General features: G+C 59.1%; 21 protein-coding genes and 1 tRNA gene. 15 read left to right on the plus strand and 7 right to left on the minus strand.

What is annotated here, in order from left to right:
- Window positions 1-5: 5 nt before the first annotated feature.
- Window positions 6-2,927: an excinuclease ABC subunit UvrA gene (uvrA, locus tag ACFVTJ_RS05170; RefSeq protein ID WP_386905171.1), complete on the minus strand. Its 2,922-nt coding sequence runs from the start codon at window positions 2,925-2,927 to the stop codon at window positions 6-8.
- Between the two features lie 264 nt (window positions 2,928-3,191).
- On the opposite strand from uvrA, the gene ACFVTJ_RS05175 reads away from it, so the two are divergent.
- A complete protein-coding gene (locus ACFVTJ_RS05175) occupies window positions 3,192-3,770 on the plus strand; it encodes a single-stranded DNA-binding protein (protein WP_386905173.1) in 579 nt (192 codons plus the stop codon).
- Between the two features lie 33 nt (window positions 3,771-3,803).
- The gene (locus ACFVTJ_RS05180; protein WP_386905175.1) at window positions 3,804-4,067 is read left to right on the plus strand and encodes a hypothetical protein; all 264 of its coding nucleotides are present in this window, start codon (window positions 3,804-3,806) and stop codon (window positions 4,065-4,067) included.
- Window positions 4,068-4,120: 53 nt separating this feature from the next.
- Here ACFVTJ_RS05180 and ACFVTJ_RS05185 read toward each other — a convergent pair whose 3' ends face one another.
- On the minus strand, window positions 4,121-5,269 hold the full coding sequence (locus tag ACFVTJ_RS05185; protein WP_386905177.1) for an HPP family protein: 1,149 nt from the start codon (window positions 5,267-5,269) through the stop codon (window positions 4,121-4,123).
- Between the two features lie 133 nt (window positions 5,270-5,402).
- The gene (locus ACFVTJ_RS05190) at window positions 5,403-6,032 is read right to left on the minus strand and encodes a MarC family protein (protein WP_386905179.1); all 630 of its coding nucleotides are present in this window, start codon (window positions 6,030-6,032) and stop codon (window positions 5,403-5,405) included.
- Between the two features lie 217 nt (window positions 6,033-6,249).
- Here ACFVTJ_RS05190 and gyrA point away from each other — a divergent pair, with 217 nt between their 5' ends.
- The gene (gene gyrA, locus ACFVTJ_RS05195) at window positions 6,250-9,042 is read left to right on the plus strand and encodes a DNA gyrase subunit A (protein ID WP_386905181.1); all 2,793 of its coding nucleotides are present in this window, start codon (window positions 6,250-6,252) and stop codon (window positions 9,040-9,042) included.
- A 96-nt stretch (window positions 9,043-9,138) separates the two neighbouring features.
- On the opposite strand, the gene ACFVTJ_RS05200 is transcribed toward gyrA, so the two are convergent.
- The 3 genes from ACFVTJ_RS05200 to ACFVTJ_RS05210 form a co-directional block, all read right to left on the minus strand.
- Window positions 9,139-9,399 carry a hypothetical protein gene (locus tag ACFVTJ_RS05200; RefSeq protein WP_386905183.1) on the minus strand — a complete coding sequence of 87 codons (261 nt, stop codon included), beginning with the start codon at window positions 9,397-9,399 and terminating at the stop codon, window positions 9,139-9,141.
- Between the two features lie 83 nt (window positions 9,400-9,482).
- Window positions 9,483-10,958: a D-alanyl-D-alanine carboxypeptidase gene (locus tag ACFVTJ_RS05205; RefSeq protein ID WP_386905185.1), complete on the minus strand. Its 1,476-nt coding sequence runs from the start codon at window positions 10,956-10,958 to the stop codon at window positions 9,483-9,485.
- A gap of 138 nt (window positions 10,959-11,096) precedes the next feature.
- The gene (locus tag ACFVTJ_RS05210) at window positions 11,097-11,816 is read right to left on the minus strand and encodes a hypothetical protein (protein ID WP_386905187.1); all 720 of its coding nucleotides are present in this window, start codon (window positions 11,814-11,816) and stop codon (window positions 11,097-11,099) included.
- 137 nt (window positions 11,817-11,953) lie between these two features.
- Here ACFVTJ_RS05210 and ACFVTJ_RS05215 point away from each other — a divergent pair, with 137 nt between their 5' ends.
- The 4 genes from ACFVTJ_RS05215 (at window position 11,954) to ACFVTJ_RS05230 (ending at window position 13,149) form a co-directional block, all read left to right on the plus strand.
- A complete protein-coding gene (locus tag ACFVTJ_RS05215; protein ID WP_386905189.1) occupies window positions 11,954-12,217 on the plus strand; it encodes a hypothetical protein in 264 nt (87 codons plus the stop codon).
- Between the two features lie 15 nt (window positions 12,218-12,232).
- Window positions 12,233-12,460, plus strand: coding sequence for a hypothetical protein (locus tag ACFVTJ_RS05220; protein WP_386905191.1), 228 nt, complete (start codon window positions 12,233-12,235; stop codon window positions 12,458-12,460).
- A 346-nt stretch (window positions 12,461-12,806) separates the two neighbouring features.
- A complete protein-coding gene (locus ACFVTJ_RS05225; RefSeq protein WP_386905192.1) occupies window positions 12,807-12,959 on the plus strand; it encodes a hypothetical protein in 153 nt (50 codons plus the stop codon).
- Between the two features lie 100 nt (window positions 12,960-13,059).
- Window positions 13,060-13,149, plus strand: a tRNA-Ser gene (locus ACFVTJ_RS05230).
- Window positions 13,150-13,279: 130 nt separating this feature from the next.
- On the opposite strand, the gene ACFVTJ_RS05235 is transcribed toward ACFVTJ_RS05230, so the two are convergent.
- A complete protein-coding gene (locus ACFVTJ_RS05235) occupies window positions 13,280-13,603 on the minus strand; it encodes a hypothetical protein (RefSeq protein WP_386905193.1) in 324 nt (107 codons plus the stop codon).
- A gap of 316 nt (window positions 13,604-13,919) precedes the next feature.
- On the opposite strand from ACFVTJ_RS05235, the gene ACFVTJ_RS05240 reads away from it, so the two are divergent.
- The 8 genes from ACFVTJ_RS05240 (at window position 13,920) to ACFVTJ_RS05275 (ending at window position 23,236) form a co-directional block, all read left to right on the plus strand.
- A complete protein-coding gene (locus tag ACFVTJ_RS05240) occupies window positions 13,920-15,008 on the plus strand; it encodes a septal ring lytic transglycosylase RlpA family protein (RefSeq protein ID WP_386905195.1) in 1,089 nt (362 codons plus the stop codon).
- 72 nt (window positions 15,009-15,080) lie between these two features.
- A complete protein-coding gene (locus tag ACFVTJ_RS05245; protein WP_386905197.1) occupies window positions 15,081-16,253 on the plus strand; it encodes a D-alanyl-D-alanine carboxypeptidase family protein in 1,173 nt (390 codons plus the stop codon).
- Between the two features lie 134 nt (window positions 16,254-16,387).
- A complete protein-coding gene (gene tmk / locus ACFVTJ_RS05250; RefSeq protein WP_386905199.1) occupies window positions 16,388-17,062 on the plus strand; it encodes a dTMP kinase in 675 nt (224 codons plus the stop codon).
- Window positions 17,055-18,080, plus strand: coding sequence for a DNA polymerase III subunit delta' (locus ACFVTJ_RS05255; RefSeq protein ID WP_386905201.1), 1,026 nt, complete (start codon window positions 17,055-17,057; stop codon window positions 18,078-18,080). The genes tmk and ACFVTJ_RS05255 overlap by 8 nt, the downstream gene beginning before the upstream one ends.
- Before the next feature lie 103 nt (window positions 18,081-18,183).
- Complete coding sequence (gene metG, locus ACFVTJ_RS05260) at window positions 18,184-19,734, plus strand: methionine--tRNA ligase (protein WP_386905203.1); 1,551 nt, start codon at window positions 18,184-18,186, stop codon at window positions 19,732-19,734.
- Window positions 19,735-19,744: 10 nt separating this feature from the next.
- Window positions 19,745-20,527, plus strand: a complete 783-nt coding sequence (locus ACFVTJ_RS05265) for a TatD family hydrolase (RefSeq protein ID WP_386905204.1) — start codon at window positions 19,745-19,747, stop codon at window positions 20,525-20,527.
- A 2-nt stretch (window positions 20,528-20,529) separates the two neighbouring features.
- On the plus strand, window positions 20,530-21,354 hold the full coding sequence (locus tag ACFVTJ_RS05270) for an MBL fold metallo-hydrolase (protein ID WP_386905206.1): 825 nt from the start codon (window positions 20,530-20,532) through the stop codon (window positions 21,352-21,354).
- A gap of 130 nt (window positions 21,355-21,484) precedes the next feature.
- Window positions 21,485-23,236, plus strand: a complete 1,752-nt coding sequence (locus tag ACFVTJ_RS05275) for a chloride channel protein (protein WP_386905292.1) — start codon at window positions 21,485-21,487, stop codon at window positions 23,234-23,236.
- The last annotated feature ends 264 nt before the right edge of the window (window positions 23,237-23,500 follow it).

A 23,500-nucleotide genomic window follows, 5' to 3' on the forward strand; every position in this document is an offset into this window, starting at 1 on the left:
GCGGATTATTCCGCAGCTTCCCGTTTTCCGGCCGGCCGGCGCTCGAGAAGCTCCTTCAGGAAGTGACCGGTATAGGAGCGCTCGACCTTGACGATGTCTTCCGGTGTGCCGGTTGCCACCACTTCACCGCCGCCCGTGCCGCCTTCGGGGCCGATATCGATGATCCAGTCGGCCGTCTTGATGACTTCGAGATTGTGTTCGATCACCACGACGGAATTGCCCTGTTCCACCAGCGCATGCAACATTTCCAGGAGCTTGTTGACGTCGTGGAAGTGCAGGCCGGTCGTCGGTTCGTCGAGGATATAGAGCGTGCGGCCCGTCGAGCGCTTTGACAGTTCCTTGGCAAGCTTGACGCGCTGCGCCTCGCCACCGGAGAGCGTATTGGCCTGCTGACCGACCTTGATGTAACCGAGGCCGACATCAAACAGCGATTGCAGCTTGTCGCGCACCGCCGGCACGGCAGCGAAGAATTCCACGCCTTCCTCGACCGTCATATCCAGCACGTCGGCGATGGATTTGCTCTTGAAAGTGACGTCCAACGTTTCGCGATTATAGCGCTTGCCGTGGCAGACATCGCAGGTGACATAGACGTCAGGCAGGAAGTGCATCTCGATCTTGATGACACCGTCGCCCTGGCAGGCCTCACAGCGGCCGCCCTTGACGTTGAAGGAGAAACGGCCCGGCGCATAACCGCGCGCCTTGGCTTCCGGCAGGCCGGCGAACCAGTCACGGATCGGCGTAAAGGCACCGGTATAGGTGGCCGGATTGGAGCGCGGCGTGCGGCCGATCGGTGACTGATCGATATCGATCACCTTGTCGATGAATTCGAAACCATCGATGCGGTCGTGCTCGGCCGGGATTTCGCGCGCGCCCATCACCCGGCGGGCCGCCGATTTGTATAGAGTCTCGATCAGGAAGGTGGACTTGCCTCCACCCGATACGCCAGTTACGGCGGTGAAAACGCCAAGCGGCACAGCCGCGGTGACATTCTTTAGATTGTTGCCGCGTGCGCCGAACACCTTGATCTCGCGACCCTTCTTGGGCTTGCGGCGCTCAGCCGGCACGGCGACGCCGAGTTCGCCCGAGAGATATTTGCCGGTCAGCGATTTCGGATTTGCCATCACCTCCTGCGGCGAGCCTTCGGCGATGACCTGACCGCCGTGAATGCCGGCCGCCGGGCCGATATCGACGACATAATCTGCCGTCAGAATGGCATCTTCGTCGTGTTCGACCACGATGACGGTATTGCCGATATCACGCAGATGTTTCAGCGTCTCAAGCAACCGGGCATTATCGCGCTGGTGCAGACCGATCGAGGGCTCATCGAGAACATAGAGAACGCCTGTCAGGCCCGAACCGATCTGCGAGGCCAGGCGGATACGCTGGCTTTCACCGCCCGACAGTGTGCCGGAGTTGCGCGACAGGCTGAGATAATCCAGCCCGACATCGTTGAGGAAGCGCAGGCGTTCGCGGATTTCCTTGAGGATACGGACAGCGATTTCGTTCTGCTTGGCGTTGAGGCTTTCCGGCAGCAACTCGAACCAGTCACGCGCGGTGCGGATCGACATTTCGGTGACCTCACCGATATGCAGCTTGTTGATCTTGACGGCAAGCGCTTCCGGCTTCAGGCGATAACCGGCGCAGGCCGGGCAGGGGGCCGCCGACATGTAACGCTCGATTTCCTCGCGCGCCCAGGCGCTGTCGGTCTCTTTCCAGCGACGCTCCAGATTGGGCACAATGCCTTCGAAATTCTTCACCGTCTTGTAGGAGCGGGCGCCGTCCTGATAGTTGAACTCGATCTTGTCATCCGTGCCCTGAAGAATGGCGTGCTGCGCCTCCTTCGAAAGATCGGACCATTTGCTCGACAGCTTGAAACCGAAGGCTTTGCCAAGTGCTTCCAGCGTCTGGTTGTAATAGGGCGAAGAGGATTTTGCCCAGGGCGCAATGGCGCCGTCACGCAGGGTGCGGGCGGGCTCCGGTACGATCAGGTTTTCATCCACCTTCTGCTGCGAGCCAAGGCCATCGCAGGTGGGGCAGGCGCCGAAGGGGTTGTTGAAGGAGAAGAGACGCGGTTCGATTTCCGGAATGGTGAAGCCGGAAACGGGGCAGGCGAACTTTTCCGAAAACAGCACACGCTCGTGAGTCTCGTTGAGAGACTTGTTGGCGGAGCCGCCGGCGGCGGTCTCTTCGGGCGGCAGAGGCTTGTCGGCAAATTCGGCGATTGCCAGCCCGTCGGCAAGCTTGAGGCAGGTCTCGAGACTGTCGGCAAGGCGTGCGGCCATATCCGGGCGCACGACGGCGCGGTCAACGACCACGTCGATATCGTGTTTGTATTTCTTGTCGAGGGCAGGAACGTCGGCGATCTCGTAGAACTGGCCGTCCACCTTGACGCGCTGGAAGCCTTTCTTCATCAGCTCGGCAAGTTCCTTCTTGTACTCGCCTTTGCGGCCGCGCACGATCGGGGCAAGGATATAAAGACGCGTGCCTTCCTGGAAAGCGAGGATGCGGTCGACCATCTGGCTGACCGTTTGGCTTTCGATCGGCAGGCCCGTGGCCGGCGAATAGGGCACGCCGACACGCGCGAAGAGGAGGCGCATATAGTCGTAAATCTCGGTGACCGTGCCGACCGTGGAGCGCGGATTGCGCGAGGTGGTCTTCTGCTCGATGGAAATAGCGGGCGACAGGCCGTCGATCTGGTCGACATCCGGTTTCTGCATCATTTCCAGGAACTGGCGCGCATAGGCCGAAAGGCTCTCGACATAACGGCGCTGGCCCTCGGCATAGATCGTGTCGAATGCAAGCGACGACTTGCCCGAACCGGAAAGGCCGGTCATGACGATCAGCTTGTTGCGCGGCAAATCCAGATCAATGCCCTTGAGGTTATGCTCGCGGGCGCCACGGATGGAAATCGTCTTCAGTTCACTCATGACAGGGCTCGGACAAAAATAACACACTTGATGACAGCGCGTCCTTATGTAGTGACGCAGCCGGAGGTGTCGAGGTCTATTTCCTATCGGTCGCAGCTTTTCGGGATGCTTGACTCGAAATCTGCGATTCAATAGAACAAAAAAGGAACGAATTGCAAGCGCGAATGTCGGCTCCCACAGCTTAAGATTATTCTTTGTGGATAGTTCCCTGCTTGCGGTGCCCTTTGCCGGCGGCGGCAGCTATTGTGTGGCGAATTTTTTGAAATGCAATTGCCGGCCATGAAGGCTGGCGGACAGGATGACGAGATGGCTGGTAGCGTAAACAAGGTAATTCTGATCGGGAATGTGGGTGCAGATCCCGAAATCCGCCGCACGCAGGATGGCCGCCCCATCGCCAACCTGCGTATCGCCACCTCTGAGACCTGGCGGGACCGCAACAGCGGCGAGCGCAAGGAAAAGACCGAATGGCACACCGTCGTGGTCTTCAACGAAGGTCTGTGCAAGGTCGTCGAGCAATATGTCAAAAAGGGCGCCAAGCTCTATATTGAAGGCCAGTTGCAGACCCGCAAATGGCAGGACCAGACCGGCAACGACCGCTACTCCACGGAAATCGTGCTGCAGGGCTTCAACTCCACGCTGACCATGCTCGATGGTCGCGGTGAGGGCGGCGGCCGTAGCGGTGGTGGCGACTTCGGCGGCGGCAATGATTATGGCAGTGGCGGCGGCTCCGGTTACGGCGGCGGTTATGACCAGCAGTCCTCCTCGCGCGGCGGTTCTTCCCGCGGCAGCAGCCAGCCATCGGGCGGCTTCTCCAATGATATGGACGACGATATCCCGTTCTGATCGGACCGGGGACCAAGAAACGTGTGACAGGAGGTGAGCTTGACTGACGAAACCCTGCAGCCAAAACAGCCCGCCGCCTGGCGCATTATCCTCGCGTTTTTTCTCGACTTCTGGACGGCGTTTTTCGCCGCCGGATTTCTGGTCGCGACCGTAGCGGGAGGGCGAACGCCCGGAGGTTTTGCGCTCAACGGTGCGCCGGCCTTTATCGCCTTTATGCTGATCATTGCCTACTTTGTCGTGCTCGGGCGGTTCTTCGGCGGCACACTGTGGCAGCGCCTTTTGAAAGCGAGACGCTGACATCGGGCTTTGCCATTTTTTTTAAGAGAAGAACGCTTCGACGCCCGGGCAATCTATGTCGCGACCTTGTCGGCCAGCATCGCCACCATGACATCGGATTGCGACACGATGCCGACCATCTTGCCCCTGGCGTCGATGACAGGCAGATAATGCAGCCCTTCCTCAGCAAAACGGATAATGGCTTCCTCGATGGAAGTCTCCGGCATTAGGGTTTTCACCGGCGAGGTCATGATGTCCTTGACGGTATCGTTGGGCGCGCTCGCGCCTGAAAAAATGAGGCGGAGCCGCTGCAGGAAACCGATGGAGGGGCGGCCGTTTCGCCAGCTTGCCTTTTTCAAAAAATCCGTCTGGGTGACGATGCCGACGATTTGCGCCTTGTCGTTGGTGACGGGCAACGCCTTGAAATGATGGCCGTGCATCAGCGCATGGGCGTGGCGCAGACTGTCATCGGGGGCAACGGCGACCACATCCCGGGACATCACGCTGGCGCAATCGAGATGCAGCGCGCGGCGGCGGTAGGAACGCAGCTCGGTTTTGCGCAGGATGGTTTCCAGCGCATCGCGGTCGATATCGATGAACTCGTCATATTCCTTCAGGACTTCATCGAGATCGGTCGAGGAAAAGCCGATCTTCTGGACGGGAGTGGGGTCCGTGGTGCCGTGGGCGGCCTTTGCAAGCTTCAGGCCGTGGGGATAAGCACGGCCGGTGGCATTGTTGTAGACGAGTGCCATGGCGAGGAGGATCAGCGAGTTTCCGGCGACCGGCCACAGCAGGAAACCGTAACCGAGGCTGTGGACGGCGGGGCCGCCGAGAACCGCAGTCAACGCGACAGCACCGCTAGGCGGATGCAGGCAGCGCAGCGCCATCATCGCGGCAATGGCAAGGCTGATGGCGAGCGCGCTGGCGAAGAATGGATCAGGCACCAGCAGCGCCACCGTTACGCCGACGAAAGCCGAGATCAGATTGCCGCACAGGATCGACCAGGGTTGTGCCAGAGGACTGGAGGGTACGGCGAACAGCAGTACGGCCGAAGCGCCCATCGGTGCGATCATGGCGGGCAGGGTGGGATCGAAGCGCAGAGCCAGATTGCCCAGAAGGCCGGTCAGCAGAATGCCGACAAAGGCGCCGGTTGCGGAGCGCAACCTTTCCCTGTTGCTGAGTGGTGCGGCATCCGGGATGAGGCGGCGCAGCGTGGAACGCATGGGGAGAACTTTCGAGTCCTGAAAAGATGCGCGTCTTTTAGCCGAAATGGCAACCGGATTTAAAGGTTGGATTTTTCTGCCCTGTCGCCGGATGGGGGATTTTGTTGCGTAGACGAGCGATCAGGCCGGAGCTTCAGAAATTGAACGCCGATTTAATGCCATCGACCACGAATTGCACCGAGAGTGCTGCCAGCAGCACACCGAGCAGCCGGGTAAGGATGGCGCGGCCGGTATTGCCGAGAAAACGGTCCATCCGCTCTGAGACGATCAGCGCGGCATAAACGAGGGCCATGGCGAAAGCGAGGATCAGGATGAGCACCACCATCTCGACGGTGGTCTTCATCGAGCCGGCAAGCAGCACCGTGGCGGAAATGGCGCCCGGTCCGGCGATAAGCGGCAGGGCCAGCGGAAAGACCGCCAGATTGTGCAGGTGGTCCTTGGTAATGGCGATTTCCGAGGTCTTTTCCTTGCGCTCCTGGCGTTTCTCGAAAATCATTTCGAAGGAAATCCAGAACAGCAGAAGGCCACCGGCGATACGGAAGGCACCGAGCGAAATGCCGAGCAGGTTGAGAATGGCAAGGCCGAAAAGCGCGAAGACGGCGAGAATGCCGAAGGCGATGATGGAACCGCGCAATGCCACCTGGCTGCGCTGGTCACGCGTCATGCCGACGGTGAGCGCCAGGAAAACGGGGGCGAGGCCCGGCGGATCGAGCGTGACCAGAAGGGTGGTGAGCGCGTTGATGAGCGTTTCGCTGCTGGCCATTCTTTCCCCGTCTTATCTGTTTTTATGGCAAAGCCTACGCAACTCGCCGGAACATTGAAAGGGAGCGGCGGCGCTTTTGCCGGGCTAAATCGTGAAAAGCGGCGTTCGTCTTGCAAATGACGCAAAAGCCTGTTCAAAACTCGCCGGGAAATTGGCTTAACGTTGCTGTTTCCGCTATAAAAATCCATCCGATTCTTAACAGAGAATGTGATCCGTTTTGACTGACCAGAGCCCCCCCGGCGGCGGAAAACTTCCGCCAGGCATTGAACCGATTTCCATCATGGAGGAAATGCAGCGGTCGTATCTCGATTACGCCATGAGCGTTATCGTGTCCCGCGCGCTTCCCGATGTGCGAGACGGCCTGAAGCCGGTTCATCGCCGTATTCTGTACGGCATGTCCGAACTCGGCATCGACTGGAACAAGAAATACGTCAAATGCGCCCGCGTCACCGGTGACGTGATGGGTAAATTCCATCCGCACGGCAATTCGGCGATCTATGACGCGCTGGCGCGTATGGCGCAGGATTGGTCGCTGCGTCTGCCGCTCATCGACGGTCAGGGCAATTTCGGCTCCATCGACGGCGATCCGCCGGCGGCCGAGCGTTACACCGAATGCCGTCTTGAAAAGGCCGCGCATTCTCTGCTTGATGATCTCGACAAGGAAACGGTCGATTTCCGCGACAACTACGATGGCACGTTGCAGGAGCCGGTCGTCGTTCCGGCGAAGTTCCCGAACCTTCTGGTCAACGGGGCAGGCGGCATCGCGGTGGGCATGGCCACCAATATTCCGCCGCACAATCTCTCCGAAGTCATCGACGGCTGTATCGCACTGATTGAAAATCCGGCGATCGAGCTGCCTGAGATGATGCAGATCATTCCAGGACCGGATTTCCCGACCGGCGCATTGATCATGGGCCGTTCGGGCATCCGCTCGGCTTATGAGACCGGCCGTGGATCGGTCATCATGCGCGGCGTTGCGAACATCGAGCCGATGCGCGGCGACCGCGAGCAGATCATCATCACCGAAGTTCCCTACCAGGTGAACAAGGCTTCGATGATCGAAAAGATGGCCGAGCTGGTCAAGGAAAAGCGCATCGAGGGCATTTCCGACCTGCGCGACGAGTCCGACCGCCAGGGTTATCGCGTCGTCATCGAACTGAAGCGCGATGCCAATGCCGAAGTCATTCTGAACCAGCTTTATCGCTACACGCCGCTGCAGACCTCGTTTGGCTGCAATATGGTGGCGCTGAACGGTGGCAAGCCGGAACAGATGACGCTGCTGGACATGCTGCGCGCCTTTGTTTCGTTCCGTGAGGATGTCGTCAGCCGCCGCACCAAGTATCTGCTGCGTAAGGCGCGCGACCGCGCGCATGTGTTGGTCGGTCTGGCGATTTCGGTCGCGAATATCGACGAGGTCATCCGCGTCATCCGTCATGCTCCCGACCCGGCTTCGGCCCGCGAGGAGCTGATGACACGGCGCTGGCCGGCGCAGGATGTGGAAAGCCTGATCCGTCTGATCGACGATCCGCGCCATCGCATCAACGAAGACGGCACCTACAATCTTTCCGAAGAGCAGGCGCGCGCCATTCTGGAATTGCGTCTTGCCCGTCTCACCGCGCTTGGCCGCGATGAAATCGGCGACGAGCTGAACAAGATCGGCGCGGAAATTTCCGAGTACCTCGAAATCCTGTCGTCGCGCCTGCGCATCCAGCAGATCGTCAAGGACGAGCTTGTGTCGATCCGCGACGAGTTCGGCACTCCGCGCCGGTCCCAGATCGTCGAGGGTGGTCCTGACATGGACGATGAAGACCTCATCGCCCGCGAAGACATGGTCGTCACCGTCTCGCATCTCGGCTACATCAAGCGCGTACCGCTGACGACCTATCGGGCGCAGCGTCGCGGCGGCAAGGGCCGGTCCGGCATGGCAACGCGCGACGAGGATTTCGTCAACCGTCTCTTCGTGGCGAATACCCATACGCCGGTACTGTTCTTCTCCTCGCGTGGCATCGTCTACAAGGAAAAGGTCTGGCGTCTGCCGATCGGCACGCCGCAGTCCAAGGGCAAGGCCCTCATCAACATGCTGCCGCTGGAGCCTGGCGAGCGTATCACCACCATCATGCCGTTGCCCGAGGATGAGACCGCCTGGGAAACGCTCGATGTGATGTTCTCGACCACGCGCGGTACTGTTCGGCGCAACAAGCTCGGCGATTTCGTTCAGGTCAACCGCAACGGCAAGATCGCCATGAAGCTTGACGAGGAGGGCGATGAAATCCTCTCCGTCGAAACCTGTACCGATCGTGACGACGTGTTGCTGACAACGGCGCTTGGCCAGTGCATCCGCTTCCCCGTGGACGATGTGCGCGTTTTTGCCGGCCGCAACTCCGTCGGCGTGCGTGGCATCAATATGGCTGAAGGCGACCGCATCATCTCCATGACGATTGTGGGTCATGTGGATGCCGAACCGTGGGAGCGGGCGGCCTATCTCAAGCGCTCGGCAGCCGAGCGCCGTGCAGCAGGCGTTGACGAGGAAGACATTGCACTCGTCGGCGAGGAAGTGACGGAAGAGGGCGAACTCGGTGAAGAGCGTTATCAGGAACTGAAGGCACGCGAAGAGTTCGTGCTGACGGTTTCCGTGAAGGGCTACGGCAAGCGTTCGTCTTCTTACGATTTCCGTACCTCGGGTCGCGGCGGCAAGGGCATCCGCGCCACCGATACGTCGAAGACCAACGAAATCGGCGAACTCGTCGCGGCCTTCCCGGTGGAAGAGGGCGACCAGATCATGCTGGTTTCCGATGGCGGTCAGCTCATCCGTGTGCCGGTCAACGGCATCCGCATCGCCAGCCGTGCCACCAAGGGCGTCACGATCTTCTCTACCGCCAAGGATGAGAAGGTGGTTTCCGTGGAGCGCATTAACGAGCCGGAAGGCGACGACGACGCAGAGAACGGTCATGGCGAAGATGCCGCCGATGATCTGCCGGAGACACCGGAAGCACCGGAGAGCGAGGCGTAAGCCGCCTCGTTATCTTCGGTTACCAATCAAGAAAAACCCCGCGGCGCTCAGGCTCCGCGGGGTTTTTCTTTGTGTTGTATCGACTAGGTTGGATGCTCAGCGAATCCGGATATGGACCGGGGCGCGACCCGAACGGCTCGCGACATGAAGATGGATGTTTGCTTCCGGCTGATTGGAGCGCCACGCGCGGGCGCCGTGCGACAGAAGCAGGCTGACGAGATCACGCGTCTTTGCCTTGGAACGGTTGAGACCGAGATCGGCGATACGCATTGCCGCCTCGTGAATGGGATGCAGAACCGACAGACTGCCATGCCCGTTGCCAGACGCAATGTCCGAATAATTCTCGTTGACTGCCATCTTGGAAAGCCTCGCTACTCATTACACAATTCGAGGAGACAGGCGATGTTTCGACAATGAAGCACCGCCTGCGGAAACATCGGTTACTGGAGTGACGCCCAGCAGCTGACGCCTTTCTTTTTCAAAGTGTTGCATGCATTTACCGCAGCATTCTGGCCGTCAAAGCCGCCAAAACGGGCGCGGTAGATCTGGGAGCCGTCCTTGCTGAAGGCGACCGTGAAGGGCTTTGCGGAGCGCAGTGCCGCGCCGCCTTTTTCCTGTGCGTTCTGCAGCAGGCCACGGGCGGAGTTTTCATCCGGCGATGCGCCGATCTGAATGACCCAGCCACCCTGCGGTGCGTCCGCCTTGGCGGAAGCGGAAGGTGCGGTGGATGCCGTGACGATATTGTCCACCTTGGTCGAGTTGGTGATCATGCTGCGATCTGGAGCGACCGGCGCGCGAACCACCGGATCCTTGCCCTTCTGCCAGGTGGCAGCTTCCATGGCCTTGACGGCGGCATTGGAAGATGAACCCGCAAAAGCGGTGACCGGCGCTTCTTCGTAACGCGTCTGCGGAACGGGACCTGCATGCGGAAGACCGGCATCGGTGGCCGCGACGGCCACGGAAGGAACGGCTTCCGCAACGGTAACGGGTTCCTCGACCGGGGCAGAGCGCGTCTGTGCGATCAGGTTGCTGTTGCCGCCGCGCGATGCCTGCGGAAGATAAGTAGCGACAAGCTTGCGCATGGTGGCGTCACGGGCAGCACTGGAACGGCCGCCGAGAACGACGGCGACGATGGAACGACCATCGAGCTGCGCCGATGTCGCGAGGTTGCTGCCGGCCGCGCGGGTATAACCGGTCTTGATACCATCCACGCCCTTCACGGTTCCGACGAGGCGATTGTGGTTGCCGATAACCTGCTTGCCGAAATTGAAGGTGCGGGTGGAGAAATAACCGTAATATTGCGGGAAATGCTGGCGAAGGGCGATGCCAAGGCGGGCCTGGTCGCGTGCCGTCGTCATCTGCGCCGTATTGGGCAGGCCGTTCGCGTTGCGATAGGTCGTGCGGGTCATGCCGAGTGCGCGGGCTTTCGCCGTCATCATTCTGGCGAAACGATCTTCCGAACCGCCGAGATTTTCGCCAAGTGCGGTCGCCATATCGTTTGCGGAGCGGGTAACCAGTGCGAGAATGGCCTGCTCAACCGTGACGCTGCCGCCGGCGCGCACGCCAAGCTTGGATGGCGGCTCCTTGGCTGCATTTGCTGACACCATTACTTTGGAATCAAGCGAGATACGTCCGGCACTGAGCGCTTCGAATGTCAGATAAAGCGTCATCATTTTCGTCAGCGATGCCGGATAACGCAGACCGTCGGGATCCTCACCATAAAGGACCTTGCCGGTCTTTGCGTCGATGACGATACCCGCATATTTCGGGTCGGCCTTTGCGGTCTGAACGGATGTTGCGGTTATGAACGCCGCAGCAAGGGTCAACGCAATAAACCTCACGAAAGACGTTGCACCCGCTTTGCGCGAATGTGCTCCAGATAGACTTTTCAACACTGCTGAACTCTTCAATCGCATATTTATGTTCCGCTCGGACACGCCCCGCCCGATGCTCCGAGACGAAACTTTATCGGGATGGCGTTACCAAGTGGTTTATGAAAGGTATCCGCCTTCCATAAAATGCGACTTTTCGCACCTGATCTGTCCCGTGCCGTGTCACGGATTTCCGTCTTTTCCGAGGCGTTGCGCGACATAGTTTTTCACATCCGCATCAAGCTTTTGCCATTGAGGCAGCAGATTGGCGGAAAAACGGTAGAACAGGCTGAGGTCCTGACCGATATGGATATCCCTCTGGCAGTCGCTGCCCGTTGCTTCCTGCGGCGTCTGCGGCAGGAGGCAGCGCGCCACAAAGGTGTCGCTGTTTTCACGTTCGCCGGTCACGATGACCTCCCTGCCATAGCCGGAATCAGCGCGCAGGCGATGCAGCAGCAGGCCGTGTTTCAGCGGTACCGGCTCCCCTTCGGTCAGCCGTGAATAGATCGGCCCGAATCGTCCCGACATATCCTCGGACATGGTGCTTTGTGAGAGCTGGACGAAAATCAACCCCGCTGACTGAGCAGGATCATCGAAGATTGCGCGATTAGCATCCTCGTATCCTTTAAGGTCAGGCCAGGTCAGATAGAGATCAATCCGTTCGCTTTCGCCGCCCTGCCGCTCGGAAGGCGTTCTTAGCGTGTTTCTGGCGAGTTTCAGCCGATCGTTGCCGATGGTGATCTCCACCTCGCTGGTGTCGGTCGTATGTCCCGCCGCTAGGATCCGCTCGCCATACCATTTGATGCCGACATTAAGGCCGGCAAGAAGGATAAGGAGAATTCCGGCAATGATGGCTGCGCGGCGCAGGAGAGACGATGAAAGCAGGCGGCTTTGGTCGTGCATGGGCTTCGATATTCGTTCCGGCCGCCGGATGAATTTCCTGGCGGAAAACAGCGATACCAAGCTTTAACCTGAGGTACACGGCATTGAAATGACGTTTTGCCGCTGCTACCTGATACCAAGCAAGCAAAGGACGGCAGATGGCAGCGCGCGACAGATATTCCCGAAAACTCGAATGTTCGAAATGTGGTCATCAGGGTTTTGCCGAAGCGTCTGAATCGGATGACAAGAGCCGCCGCGATGTCGATTTTCGCGTCGATGAGATGCCGAGGGGCTTTCGTACGGAACGCGCTTCTGGCGACCCCACGGATTTCATGATCCGCTGCGCCCAATGTGGCAATATATTCCGCTTCCAGCAGAAAACCGCCTATGCGCCCGGAGGCGAACCGCGCGTGAAGGCCTGAACGGGAGGGACCGGCATGACTTTACCGCAACAGCAGAACGGCCCCCCGCAGAGGCGCAAGCCGATCTGGCCCTGGATCGTGCTTCTGGTGCTGACGCTTTCGGCCATCTATTCCTATAATCGCGCTAGCGAAATCATTGCGGAATTCTCCGACAACTTGCCGCCGGCGCTGCTCAATCTGTTCGAGGACATCCTTCGGGGCGACGGCCGGCACAGCAATGGCGGACCAGGCATCGGCGTCTGAAGCGCGCGTAGCGGTGAGTCGTGTTCTCATGCGCGTCTAAAAGCGGACATATTTTTCGGCTGCCAGAAAGAAAAAAGCCCCGCAAACAGCGGGGCAGGTTGATCGCTCGGGGAAAGTTGGGCAATGCCCGGGAGCGATGGCTCGATATAAGTGACAATAATGTTGACGCGATAGGCCACTTCCGTCCCAAACAGTACGCTTATGCATATATTTCGCTCAATCTACGAATTTTTGAACGATGAGTTTCTTAAATCTGTAAGACAACTTGACAGACTTTCACTTTATTCTTTGCATTGCCTCGAATTGCACATATTCGCCTTTAACATAACGTGACATGAGCAGACGCATGGACAAATCGGGAATCCTCTTCGTGGCGCTTTTACTGGTGCTTGTCGCAATCGTTCTCAGCCTGACGTTGTTTGATTCGGCGCAGCAAGTTCCGAATGTTCCGTCCGGAGAAGGCTCACTGCTGCCTCCTGCAACCACGCCCGGACAATGATCTGTCTGCGGATCAACACAGGGAAAGTGCGGGGCGGGCGTTGCTTGAAATGGCGGGATTGACGGCCCTTTTCAAACCGCTATAAAGCCTCACCACCGAAGGATGGGTGTCCGAGTGGTTTAAGGAACCGGTCTTGAAAACCGGCGTGCGTGAGAGCGTACCGTGGGTTCGAATCCCACCCCATCTGCCATTAACAAAAACGATCACAGCAATCCCACCACGCGGGCAATCTCCGCACGTTTGTTAAGCAAATGGATTGGGCGCTGATCGTCATGGCAAGAAACCCGCCTTTCAGCGGGTTCCATGCGGTGTTCATCCGATCAGATTTCCGGGCAGCCCCGTTCGTTTGCGAATGTGATGCGATCCTGGCCGCGGCGGGTGAAACCTTCGACCACGACGCGGCGAGGGGTCACGCGCACGACCTCGGGGTCACGCAGGCCGGATTCGCGGGCAGCGGCGCGGGCTTCACGCTCGCTGCAGCCGCGCATGCGGTCCATGTCCCGGTCGCGATCGCGGATGACGGGGCGAACGCCGTCCGGTCCGATTCGCAGTTCCATGTCCTGCGCGCTAACGGGTACGGTTGCGGCAAAGGATGCGACGGCGAGGCCGATTGCCAGACCTGTGGTTTTCATAAGTTTGATCATGTTTCCTCCCTCAGCCGAAACCGGCGGAAAGCTTGTTTCTTTGCGGGGAGAGAACGCCGTCGTCAGCGGTTTGTTCCTTGTGGGCAAAGCGAAGATAGTCGGGAACGGCGGGCAAATGACGTCGCAGCGGGGCGTCAAAAAGATAGAAATCATTAACCACGTTCGTTACAATTTTATCGAATTTGCAGAAGTCGTTCGCATTTTCGCCACGTTATGCACAAGATTAAGCGACTGTTAGGTGCTTCGATGGCAGGGGCAAATCATCGAGGCAAGTGAGGGTGCGGTTCTCCGAGCCAATAAGCGTGGGGCATACGATTTGAATTCTACGGTCAAGAAACTCGGCATCAGCACCAGATCGGGTGCGAAGTGGCTTGCAATTTCCGTGCTTTGCGCTGCGACGGCTTCGTGTTCCACAACCTCTGAGACCAAGCCTAAGCCCAAGCGCAGCAAGGAATATTTCTCTGAATCGGAATATGGCGTCAAAGCCAGCCCGCGTGTTGCTGACGGCAAGAACATTCCCAAAGGTGGTGGGCGCGAGTTGCTCGGTAATGCCTATACCGTCAAGGGCCGTCGTTATTTTCCGAAAGAAGAGCCGGGTTACAACAAGACCGGTCTTGCTTCCTGGTACGGTTCAGCCTTCCACGGCCGCCTGACGGCGAATGGCGAAGTTTACGATAAAGAACATCTTTCCGCCGCACACCCGACTTTTCCCCTGCCGAGCTATGCGCGCATTACCAATATGGACAATGGCGCGTCGGTTCTGGTGCGCGTTAACGATCGCGGGCCTTTCCATGAAGGCCGCCTGATCGACGTTTCCAGCAAGACCGCCGATCTTCTCGACATGAAGGGGACGGGTACGGCGAATGTGCGTGTGCAATATGCCGGCCGTGCCCCTCTTGACGGTCACGACATGCCCTATCTGATGGCTTCCTATATTCCGAAGGGTTCACGCTCGCCGGGTGTTGCGCCGGAAGGGCAGATCGCTACGGGTGTGATGGTGGCCTCGGCTTCTCCGAACTTCGTGCCGGCGCCAGCCTCCAATCCGAATTATGGCGGCTCCACGCAGACGGCGCTGGTCGGCTCCAAGAAGAATGCCGCGCTCCAGGCCATGCCGCTGGTCGACGGCGTACAGCCGGCTTTCGAGCAATTTGTAGTCCTGCCGGAAATCGGTCCCTTCCTGGCCGAGCGGCCGGAGGGCAATTTCATGCGTGAGCCGGTGGCGCCCGGCGGCAATTATCTGCGCGTGCCGACGCCGTCGTCCAAATATTCGGCGGCCTATGCGGAAGAATCAGCTACGGTTTCCAAGACGGCGCGCGCCTTCGACAGCGTGCTTGTCGATCGTGGTGCGCTCAACGAGCAATCGATACTCGCCCATGTGAAGCGTCAGCAGGCGACCTCGCGCTGACGAATTAAGGACAGGCTGCCTCTCGCTTTCATTGCGTGCAGCCGATTGCGGCAGGCAGGACTGGGCGGTTTCATGCGCAAGGCCATTTATCGCTCCTATCGGTCGGTCATTGTGGCGGCCGCTTTTGCATTTTTCAGTGCGGGCACGGCGCAGTCTCAGACTGGGCCTTTTATCGCCAAGGCTGAGCAGGCCTATATGATCGATGCCGAGACCGGCACGGTGCTTCTTTCGCAAAATGAAGATCAGTCCTTTCCGCCCGCGTCGCTTGCCAAGCTGATGACGGTGGAAGTGGTGCTCAATGCACTCTCCAAGGGGAAGGTAACGCTGGAGACGACCTATCCGGTCTCGGAATATGCCTGGCGCACGGGCGGCGCTCCTTCGCGCACCTCCACCATGTTCGCGGCGCTGAAATCCTCGATCGGCATCAACGATCTCATCACGGGCATCATCGTGCAGAATGCCAATGACGGCTGCATCGTCGTGGCGGAAGGCATGGCGGGTTCGGATGCCGCCTTTGCCAAGGACATGACGACGCGGGCGGGCGAACTTGGCATGAACCGCAGCATATTCGCCAACTCCACGGGTCTTCCTGATCCCGGTAACCGGACGACGGCGAAGGACATGGTGCGCCTGGCCCAGCATCTGCATGACACTTATCCCGATCGATACAGGCTTTTCACCAAGCCCGATTTCGAGTGGAACCGGATTTTTCAGCGCAACAAGAATACGCTGTTTATGCCGGGCAGCGGCATAGATGGTCTTGGGCTGGGTTTTGCGGAAGGCAGCGGTTTTGCCGCCGTCGTTTCGGCCGAGCGGGAAGGGCGTCGCGTTTATCTGGCACTCGCCGGCATAGCAGACGACAAGACGCGGCAGGAAGAAGCCCGCCGGGTGGTGGACTGGGGCCTGACGGCCTTCGAAAAACGCCATCTTTTCAGCAAGGATGAAGCGGTCGGCGCCGTCAGCGTTTACGGCGGTGATGTCTCGCATATCGATCTTTCGCCGAAGGAAGATGTCAGCGTACTGGTGCCGGTGAACAATCCGGATCGCATTTCCGGCCGCATCGTCTATCGCTGGCCTCTGAATGCGCCGCTGGATGCCGGCGCGAATGCGGGAACGCTCAAGATATTTTCTGGCGAAAGGTTGCTGCGTGAAGTGCCGCTTTATACGAAGGCGGCGGTTGGCAAGGGGTCGCTGACCCAGAATGCGACGGGTGCGCTGAAGGAACTGCTGCTCTTCTGGCTGTGACAGCCGTTTTCGCCGGCCTTATTCCTATGCTTTTGTTCACGCCCTGGATTTTCCGAAAACCGCTTCACACATTTCGCTTCGATGCTGTAAACAGGCATTTCAACATTTACGTGAATTCCTCGCAGGACGTGACATTGGCCGAAAAGACCGGATTGTTCATCAGCTTCGAAGGCGGCGAAGGCGCTGGCAAGTCGACGCAGATTCGCACGCTTGCCGAGGCGCTTCGCGGCCGTGGTTTCGAAGTCGTCGTCACGCGAGAGCCGGGTGGTTCGCCGGGGGCCGAAGCGGTCCGACACGTCATTCTGTCAGGTGCGGCGGAATCCTTCGGCGTGCGCATGGAGGCGATCCTGTTTGCGGCGGCGCGCAACGACCATGTCGAGGAGGTCATTCGCCCGGCGCTGGCGCGCGGTGAGATCGTGCTTTGCGACCGTTTCCTTGATTCCTCGCGGGTCTATCAGGGCACGACCGGCAATCTGGAGCCTGATTTCATCGAGACGCTGCAACGCATCGCCATCGATGGCGTCGTGCCGGAACTGACGCTGATTTTCGACATCGCCGCCGAAAAGGGGCTCGCCCGCGCCAGAAAACGCGCGGATGAGGGGGCAACCCCCGACCGTTTCGAAAAAGAGGAAATCGAGACCCACGAAAAGCGGCGTGAGGCCTATCTGGATATTGCGCTGGCCGAACCACGTCGCTGCCGGATCGTGAACGCCGATCAGCCGGAAGACAAGGTGACGGAAGACGTCATGTCCTTCGTTGAGCCATTGCTCGAGCGTACGGGAAACTCAGCGGACGCGGCGCATGAGTGAGGTTCAGGGCGTTCTCGACGGCGCGATCGCGCCGCAGCAGAACACGAAGCTTTACGGCCACGGGGAAGCGGAGGCATTCCTCGCGCAATCCTATCGCTCCGGCAAGGGTCATCATGCCATCCTGATCGAGGGGCCGGAAGGGGTAGGCAAGGCGACGCTCGCCTTCCGTTTCGCCAATCATGTGCTGAGCCATCCCGATCCCGCATCCGCGCCGGATTTTCTTGCCGACCCCGATCCGCAATCTCTCGTCAGCCGGCAGATTACCGCCGGCGCCTCGCATAATCTCCTGCATCTTACCCGTCCGGTGGATGAGAAGACCGGACGGGTGAAATCCGCCATCACGGTGGATGAGGTGCGGCGGGCAGGGCACTTTTTTTCGCAAACCTCGGGCACCGGAAACTGGCGTATCGTCATTATCGATCCGGCCGACGATCTCAACCGCAATGCGGCCAATGCCATCCTGAAAATTCTGGAAGAGCCGCCAAAACGGGCGATGTTCCTCGTGCTTTCGCATGCGCCGGGAAAATTGCTGCCGACGATCCGTTCACGCTGCATGCCTCTCCGGCTGCTGCCGCTTTCCGATGCGGCCATGGTGCAAGCGCTCGATCACCTCGATATCAGCCCTGAGGGCGAAAAGCGCGACGCCCTGCTTGCCGCCTCGAAGGGCAGCGTCGCGCAGGCGCTGAAACTGATGAATTATGGCGGTTCCGACATCGTCGAGGCCTTTGCCGAGGTCATGTCTGGGGAAGGGCCGGGCGCACGCAAGAAGATGCACAAGCTGGCCGAAGTTCTGGCGCAGAAAGACGGCGACATCGTTCTCGGATTCTTCATGGAGCATGTGACGGAAGAATTGATGGACCGGGCGCGGGCGGCCGCAATGGCGGGCGATATAGCGGCGGCGGAAAAACATGCCCGGCTGTCCTCCACGCTTTCGGAGCGCATTGCCGTGGCTCAGGCCTATAATCTCGACAAGAAACAGATGGTGCTTTCCATTCTGGAAGATATTCGCGGCGTGTGAGTGCTGTAGATCGTACAGCGTGTACGCTTTTGCTTTCGCTGTTGCGAACAATGGTTTAAGAGCGGTCTATCCAAAAAACAGCCTGTAAAGTCGATAGACCGTCATGACAGACAAGACACCATTCTACATCACCACCGCAATCTCCTATCCTAACGGCAAGCCGCATATCGGCCACGCCTATGAGTTGATTGCGACGGACGCCATGGCACGCTTTCAGCGCCTGGACGGAATGGATGTTTTCTTCCTGACGGGCACGGACGAACACGGCCAGAAAATGCAGCAGACGGCGCGGGCGGAAGGCATTTCGCCGGAAGAGCTGGCGCAGCGCAACTCCGACCAGTTCCGCGAGATGGGCAAGCTGCTTAATGCCTCGAATGACGACTTCATCCGCACGACGGAAGAGCGTCACCACGAGACGTCGCGCAATATCTGGAACCTGATGGCCGACAGCGGCGACATCTACAAGGACAGCTATGCCGGCTGGTATTCCGTGCGCGACGAGGCCTATTACGCCGAGGACGAGACGGAAGTTCGCGCCGATGGCGTCCGGTACGGGCCGCAAGGCACGCCGGTGGAATGGGTGGAAGAGGAAAGCTACTTCTTCAAGCTTTCCGAATACCAGGACAAGCTGCTGAAGCTCTACGAGGAGAACCCCGAGTTCATCGGCCCGGCCGAACGCCGCAACGAGATCATCTCCTTCGTCAAATCCGGCCTGAAGGATCTGTCGATTTCCCGCACCACCTTCGACTGGGGCATCAAGGTTCCCAACGATCCGAAGCATGTCATGTATGTCTGGGTCGATGCGCTGACCAACTACATCACCGCAACGGGTTATATCGAAGATAAGAATGGCCCTCGCGCCAAGTACTGGCCCGCTGACGTACACATCATCGGCAAGGATATCATCCGCTTCCACGCGGTCTACTGGCCTGCCTTCCTGATGAGCGCCAAGTTGCCGTTGCCCAAGCGTGTCTATGCGCATGGCTTCCTGCTCAACAAGGGCGAGAAGATGTCGAAGTCGCTCGGCAACGTCGTTGATCCCGCCAATCTGGTTGCCCATTTTGGCCTTGATCCGGTTCGTTATTTCTTTATGCGCGAAGTCTCCTTCGGCCAGGATGGCAGCTATAGCGAAGAGGGTATCGCCACCCGTATCAATGCCGACCTCGCCAACGGCATCGGCAATCTCGCCAGCCGTTCGCTGTCGATGATCGTGAAGAATTGCGACGGCCAGATCCCGACGCCCGGCGCATTCAACGATGAAGACAAGGCGATGCTCGCTTCTGCCGACGGGCTGCTGGCCATTTGCCGTGAGGAAATGGGCAAACAGCTCATTCACCGCGCGCTCGCCGCCATCATCGCTGTCGTTTCGGAAACCGACCGTTATTTCGCATCGCAGGAGCCGTGGGCACTTAAAAAGACCGATCCGGAGCGTATGGGCACGGTGCTTTACGTGACGGCTGAAGTGGTGCGTCAGATCGGCATCCTGCTGCAGCCCTTCATGCCTCAGTCCTGCGAGAAGCTGCTCGATCTTGTCGCCGCACCTGCCGACAAACGGGATTTCGCAGCGCTTGGCGAAGCCGGCCGTCTGGTTCCGGGCACACCGCTCGAAGCGCCGAAGCCGGTGTTCCCGCGTTACGTCGCCCCTGAAGCGTGAAGGCGTAAGCATGCTTATCGATACACATTGCCATCTGGATTTCCCGGATTTCGAGGCGGAGCGCGACGATATCATCGCTCGCGCCCACACTTCGGGTGTGAGCCAGATGGTGACGATTTCGACCCGGGTACGCCGCCTGCCGGAGCTGTTGAAGATCGCGGAACACTATCCATCGGTCTTTTGCTCGGTCGGCACACATCCGAACAACGCCGACGAGGAACTCGACATTTCCGCCGACGATCTGGTGCGGCTGGCGGAAAGTCACGAGAAGATCGTGGCGATCGGCGAGGCGGGTCTGGATTATTTCTACGACACGCAGAAACCGGAAGACCAGAAAACTGGTCTTCTCCGCCATATCGAGGCAGCGCGGAGAACCAGGCTACCGCTCGTCATTCATAGCCGCAGCGCTGACGACGACATGGCCTCCATTTTGCGCGCGGAAAGCGATAAGGGGGCTTTCCCCTTTATTCTGCACTGCTTCTCTGCTGGTCCTGAACTGGCAAAAACCGGTGTCGAGCTTGGTGGTTATGTTTCCTTCTCCGGCATCCTGACCTTCCCGAAGTCGCAGGACATCCGCGATATCGCCGCCACCGTGCCACTGGATCGGCTTCTGGTGGAGACGGATGCGCCTTATCTTGCGCCGAAGCGCTGGCGTGGCAAACGCAACGAGCCGTCCTACGTGGTCAACACGGCGGAGGTTCTGGCCGAGGTGCACGGTATTTCCTTCGAGCGCATGGCCGAAATCACCACCGAAAACGCCTTTCGCTGCTTTTCAAAGATGACAAGGGTGTAGGTGTGGCAATCTACCGTCGTCGCTTCACGGTTCTCGGATGCGCGTCGTCGCCCGGCGTTCCGCGCATCAACGGCGACTGGGGTGCCTGCGACCCTGACAACCCCAGGAACAGGCGCACGCGCGCGGCTTTCATGGTGGAACAGATCGGCCCGGATGGCGGCAAGACCACCGTCGTCATCGATACCGGCCCGGATTTCCGCGAGCAGATGATCGCCGCGAAGGTGGAGGCCGTCGATGCCGTGCTTTACACCCACGCCCATGCCGACCATCTGCACGGCATTGACGATCTGCGCATCTATTTCGCTCTGCAGAAAAGCCGCATTCCGATCCATGCCGATCCCATCACCATGGCGCGCATTCGGGACGGTTTCGCCTATTGCCTTGAGACACCGGCGGGCAGCAGCTATCCGCCGATCGTCAGGCCGCAGCTCATCGCCGATATCAATGAGCCTGTTGTCATCGACGGGGCAGGCGGGCCTATCCCCTTCAAGGCGCATATGCAACAGCATGGCGACGTCCATTCGCTTGGTTTTAGAATTGGCGACGTTGCCTATTGCACCGATGTCAGCGATTTTCCGCCGGAAAGCCTGGCCGGGCTCACCGGCCTCGACGTTCTTATCATCGATGCCTTGCAGTATCGATATCACCCCAGCCATCTGTCGCTGGAGCAGGCGCTTGGCTGGATCGAGGCATTCGCACCCAAACGGGCGATCTTGACCCACATGCATATTCCGCTCGATTATGACACGGTGATGCGTGAGACGCCGGATCATGTCGAACCGGCCTATGACCAGATGCGCTTCGAGGTTGAGATCGAAGCGCCCTGAGCACGCCTCCCAAAATGAGGATTCCGATTTTGGGCAGGATGTGTTTTGAAACAATAAATCAAGGCGTGTTGCGCTTTGGCGCCGCCTGAAAAGGAACAGCATGTCGACCAAGCCTTTCCGTGCACCCAGTATGGCGAGCTTCGTCGACAATCTGCGCACCAGCCGGTTGCGGGCGATGTTCCGGCGCGGCGAACTGGGGCTGGTTGTGCTCGCCGTCTTCATCGGCATTGCGGCGGGCCTGCTGGTGGCGCTGATCGGGGCCTTGAGCACGGCGCTGCATATACTGGTCTTCGGCGTCGAGCGGCTGAGCAGCAGCGACTTGACCGGACGGATCGTGCTGTTCGGGCCGATTATCGGCGGCATTCTGCTTGGTCTTATCATCTTCATTCTGTCGAAGACCCGCAAGAAGCCCATGGTCGACCCGATCGAGGCGAATGCGCTGCATGGCGGCCGCCTGTCGCTGACGGACAGCATCATTGTCTGTGTGCAGAACATCGTTTCCAACGGTTTCGGCGCGTCCGTCGGGCTTGAGGCCGGTTATACGCAGATCGCCAGCGGCGTCGCTTCCAAGATCGGCATCAAGCTGAAGCTGAGGCGAGGGGACATGCGCATCCTCGTCGGCTGCGGCGCCGCAGGTGCGATTGCCGCCGCCTTCAACGCGCCGCTCACCGGCACATTCTACGCCATCGAACTCATCATCGGCACCTATACCGTGGTGACGCTCGCGCCGCTTATCGTTTCCGCATTGGTTGCCACAACCGTCATCGGGCTGATCGGCGGCCATGGCCTGTCGATCGATATTGTGGATGCCAGCCGCGTGACGCCCGCCGACTACGTGCCGGCAATCTTTCTTGGCGTCGTATGTGCTGCCATAGGCATCGTTCTGATGCAGGCGGTGTCCTTCATCGAGGAAACCGCGCGTAAAAGCGCCATTCCCGGTTGGCTGCGTCCCACGATCGGTGGTGTGGCGGTGGGTGGGCTGGCGCTGATTTCTCCGCAGGTTCTCTCGAGCGGCCATGGCGCGCTGCATCTCAATATCGATGCCGAACTGACGATTTACGGTCTTGCCGGGCTGTTTCTGCTGAAGGCCGCGGCCAGCGCCATTTCCATCGGCTCGAATTTCCGCGGCGGCCTGTTTTTCGCCTCGCTGTTCATGGGCTCGCTGCTCGGCAAGATTTTCGCGCTCTGCGCACCCTATATCGGTTACGGTTCGACGGCCCCGATCGTCTATGCGGTGATCGGCATGAGTGCCTTTGCCGCCGCCATCATCGGCGGGCCGCTGACGATGACGTTTCTGGCGTTGGAATTGACCGGCGACTTCCAGATCACGGCGCTTGTGCTTGCCGCCGTCATCACCACCTCGCTGGTGGTGCGCACCACTTTCGGTTACTCCTTCGCCACCTGGCGTTTTCACCTGCGCGGTGAGAGCATTCGCAGCGCCCATGATATAGGCTGGATCCGTGATCTGACGGTGGGCAAGATGATGCGCGCCGACATCCGCAAGGCCAATGTCAGCATGGGGCTTCCGGCCTTCAAGGAGAAGTTTCCTCTGGGCTCGACGCAACGGGTGATCATGACCCATGATGATGGGCGTTATGCCGGGATCGTGCTTGTGCCGGAAATCTATGCCGATCCGATGGACCGCGACCCAAGCAAGATCAGCCTTGAAACCTATCTGCACTACAAGAACGACATATTGCTGCCGACCATGAATGCACGGCAGGCGGCGGCCGCTTTCGACGCAGCGGAAAGCGAAGCGTTGGTCGTCGTCAACGACAAGATCGAAAACCGACCAGTCGGCTTGCTTACTGAAAGCCACACGCTGAGGCGCTATAGCGAAGAGCTTGATCAGAGACGCCGGGAGGCTTCCGGGGAGTTCTAAACTACATGAGGATTCCTCGTCTATTTATTGATATATCTTCAACGCTGAGGAAGTGAACGAAAGGAACAGGCAGCTGAAATTGAAAAGCGCGTTTCAATGAAATCAATCTAAGCAGTCGGGGTTTCACAAGCCAATAAGTTCCATAATCTATCTTATGCGATCTAAATGGTGTAGCGCCCATTTAGTAATGCCACAGTTGGGCCGGATAGAAATGCGACACTCTCCTCGCACGACGACGCTGGTCAATGTCAACGTTGGGAGCAA

Origin of the sequence: Agrobacterium sp. NPDC058088 (assembly GCF_042885035.1) — a bacterium.
Lineage (GTDB): Bacteria > Pseudomonadota > Alphaproteobacteria > Rhizobiales > Rhizobiaceae > Agrobacterium.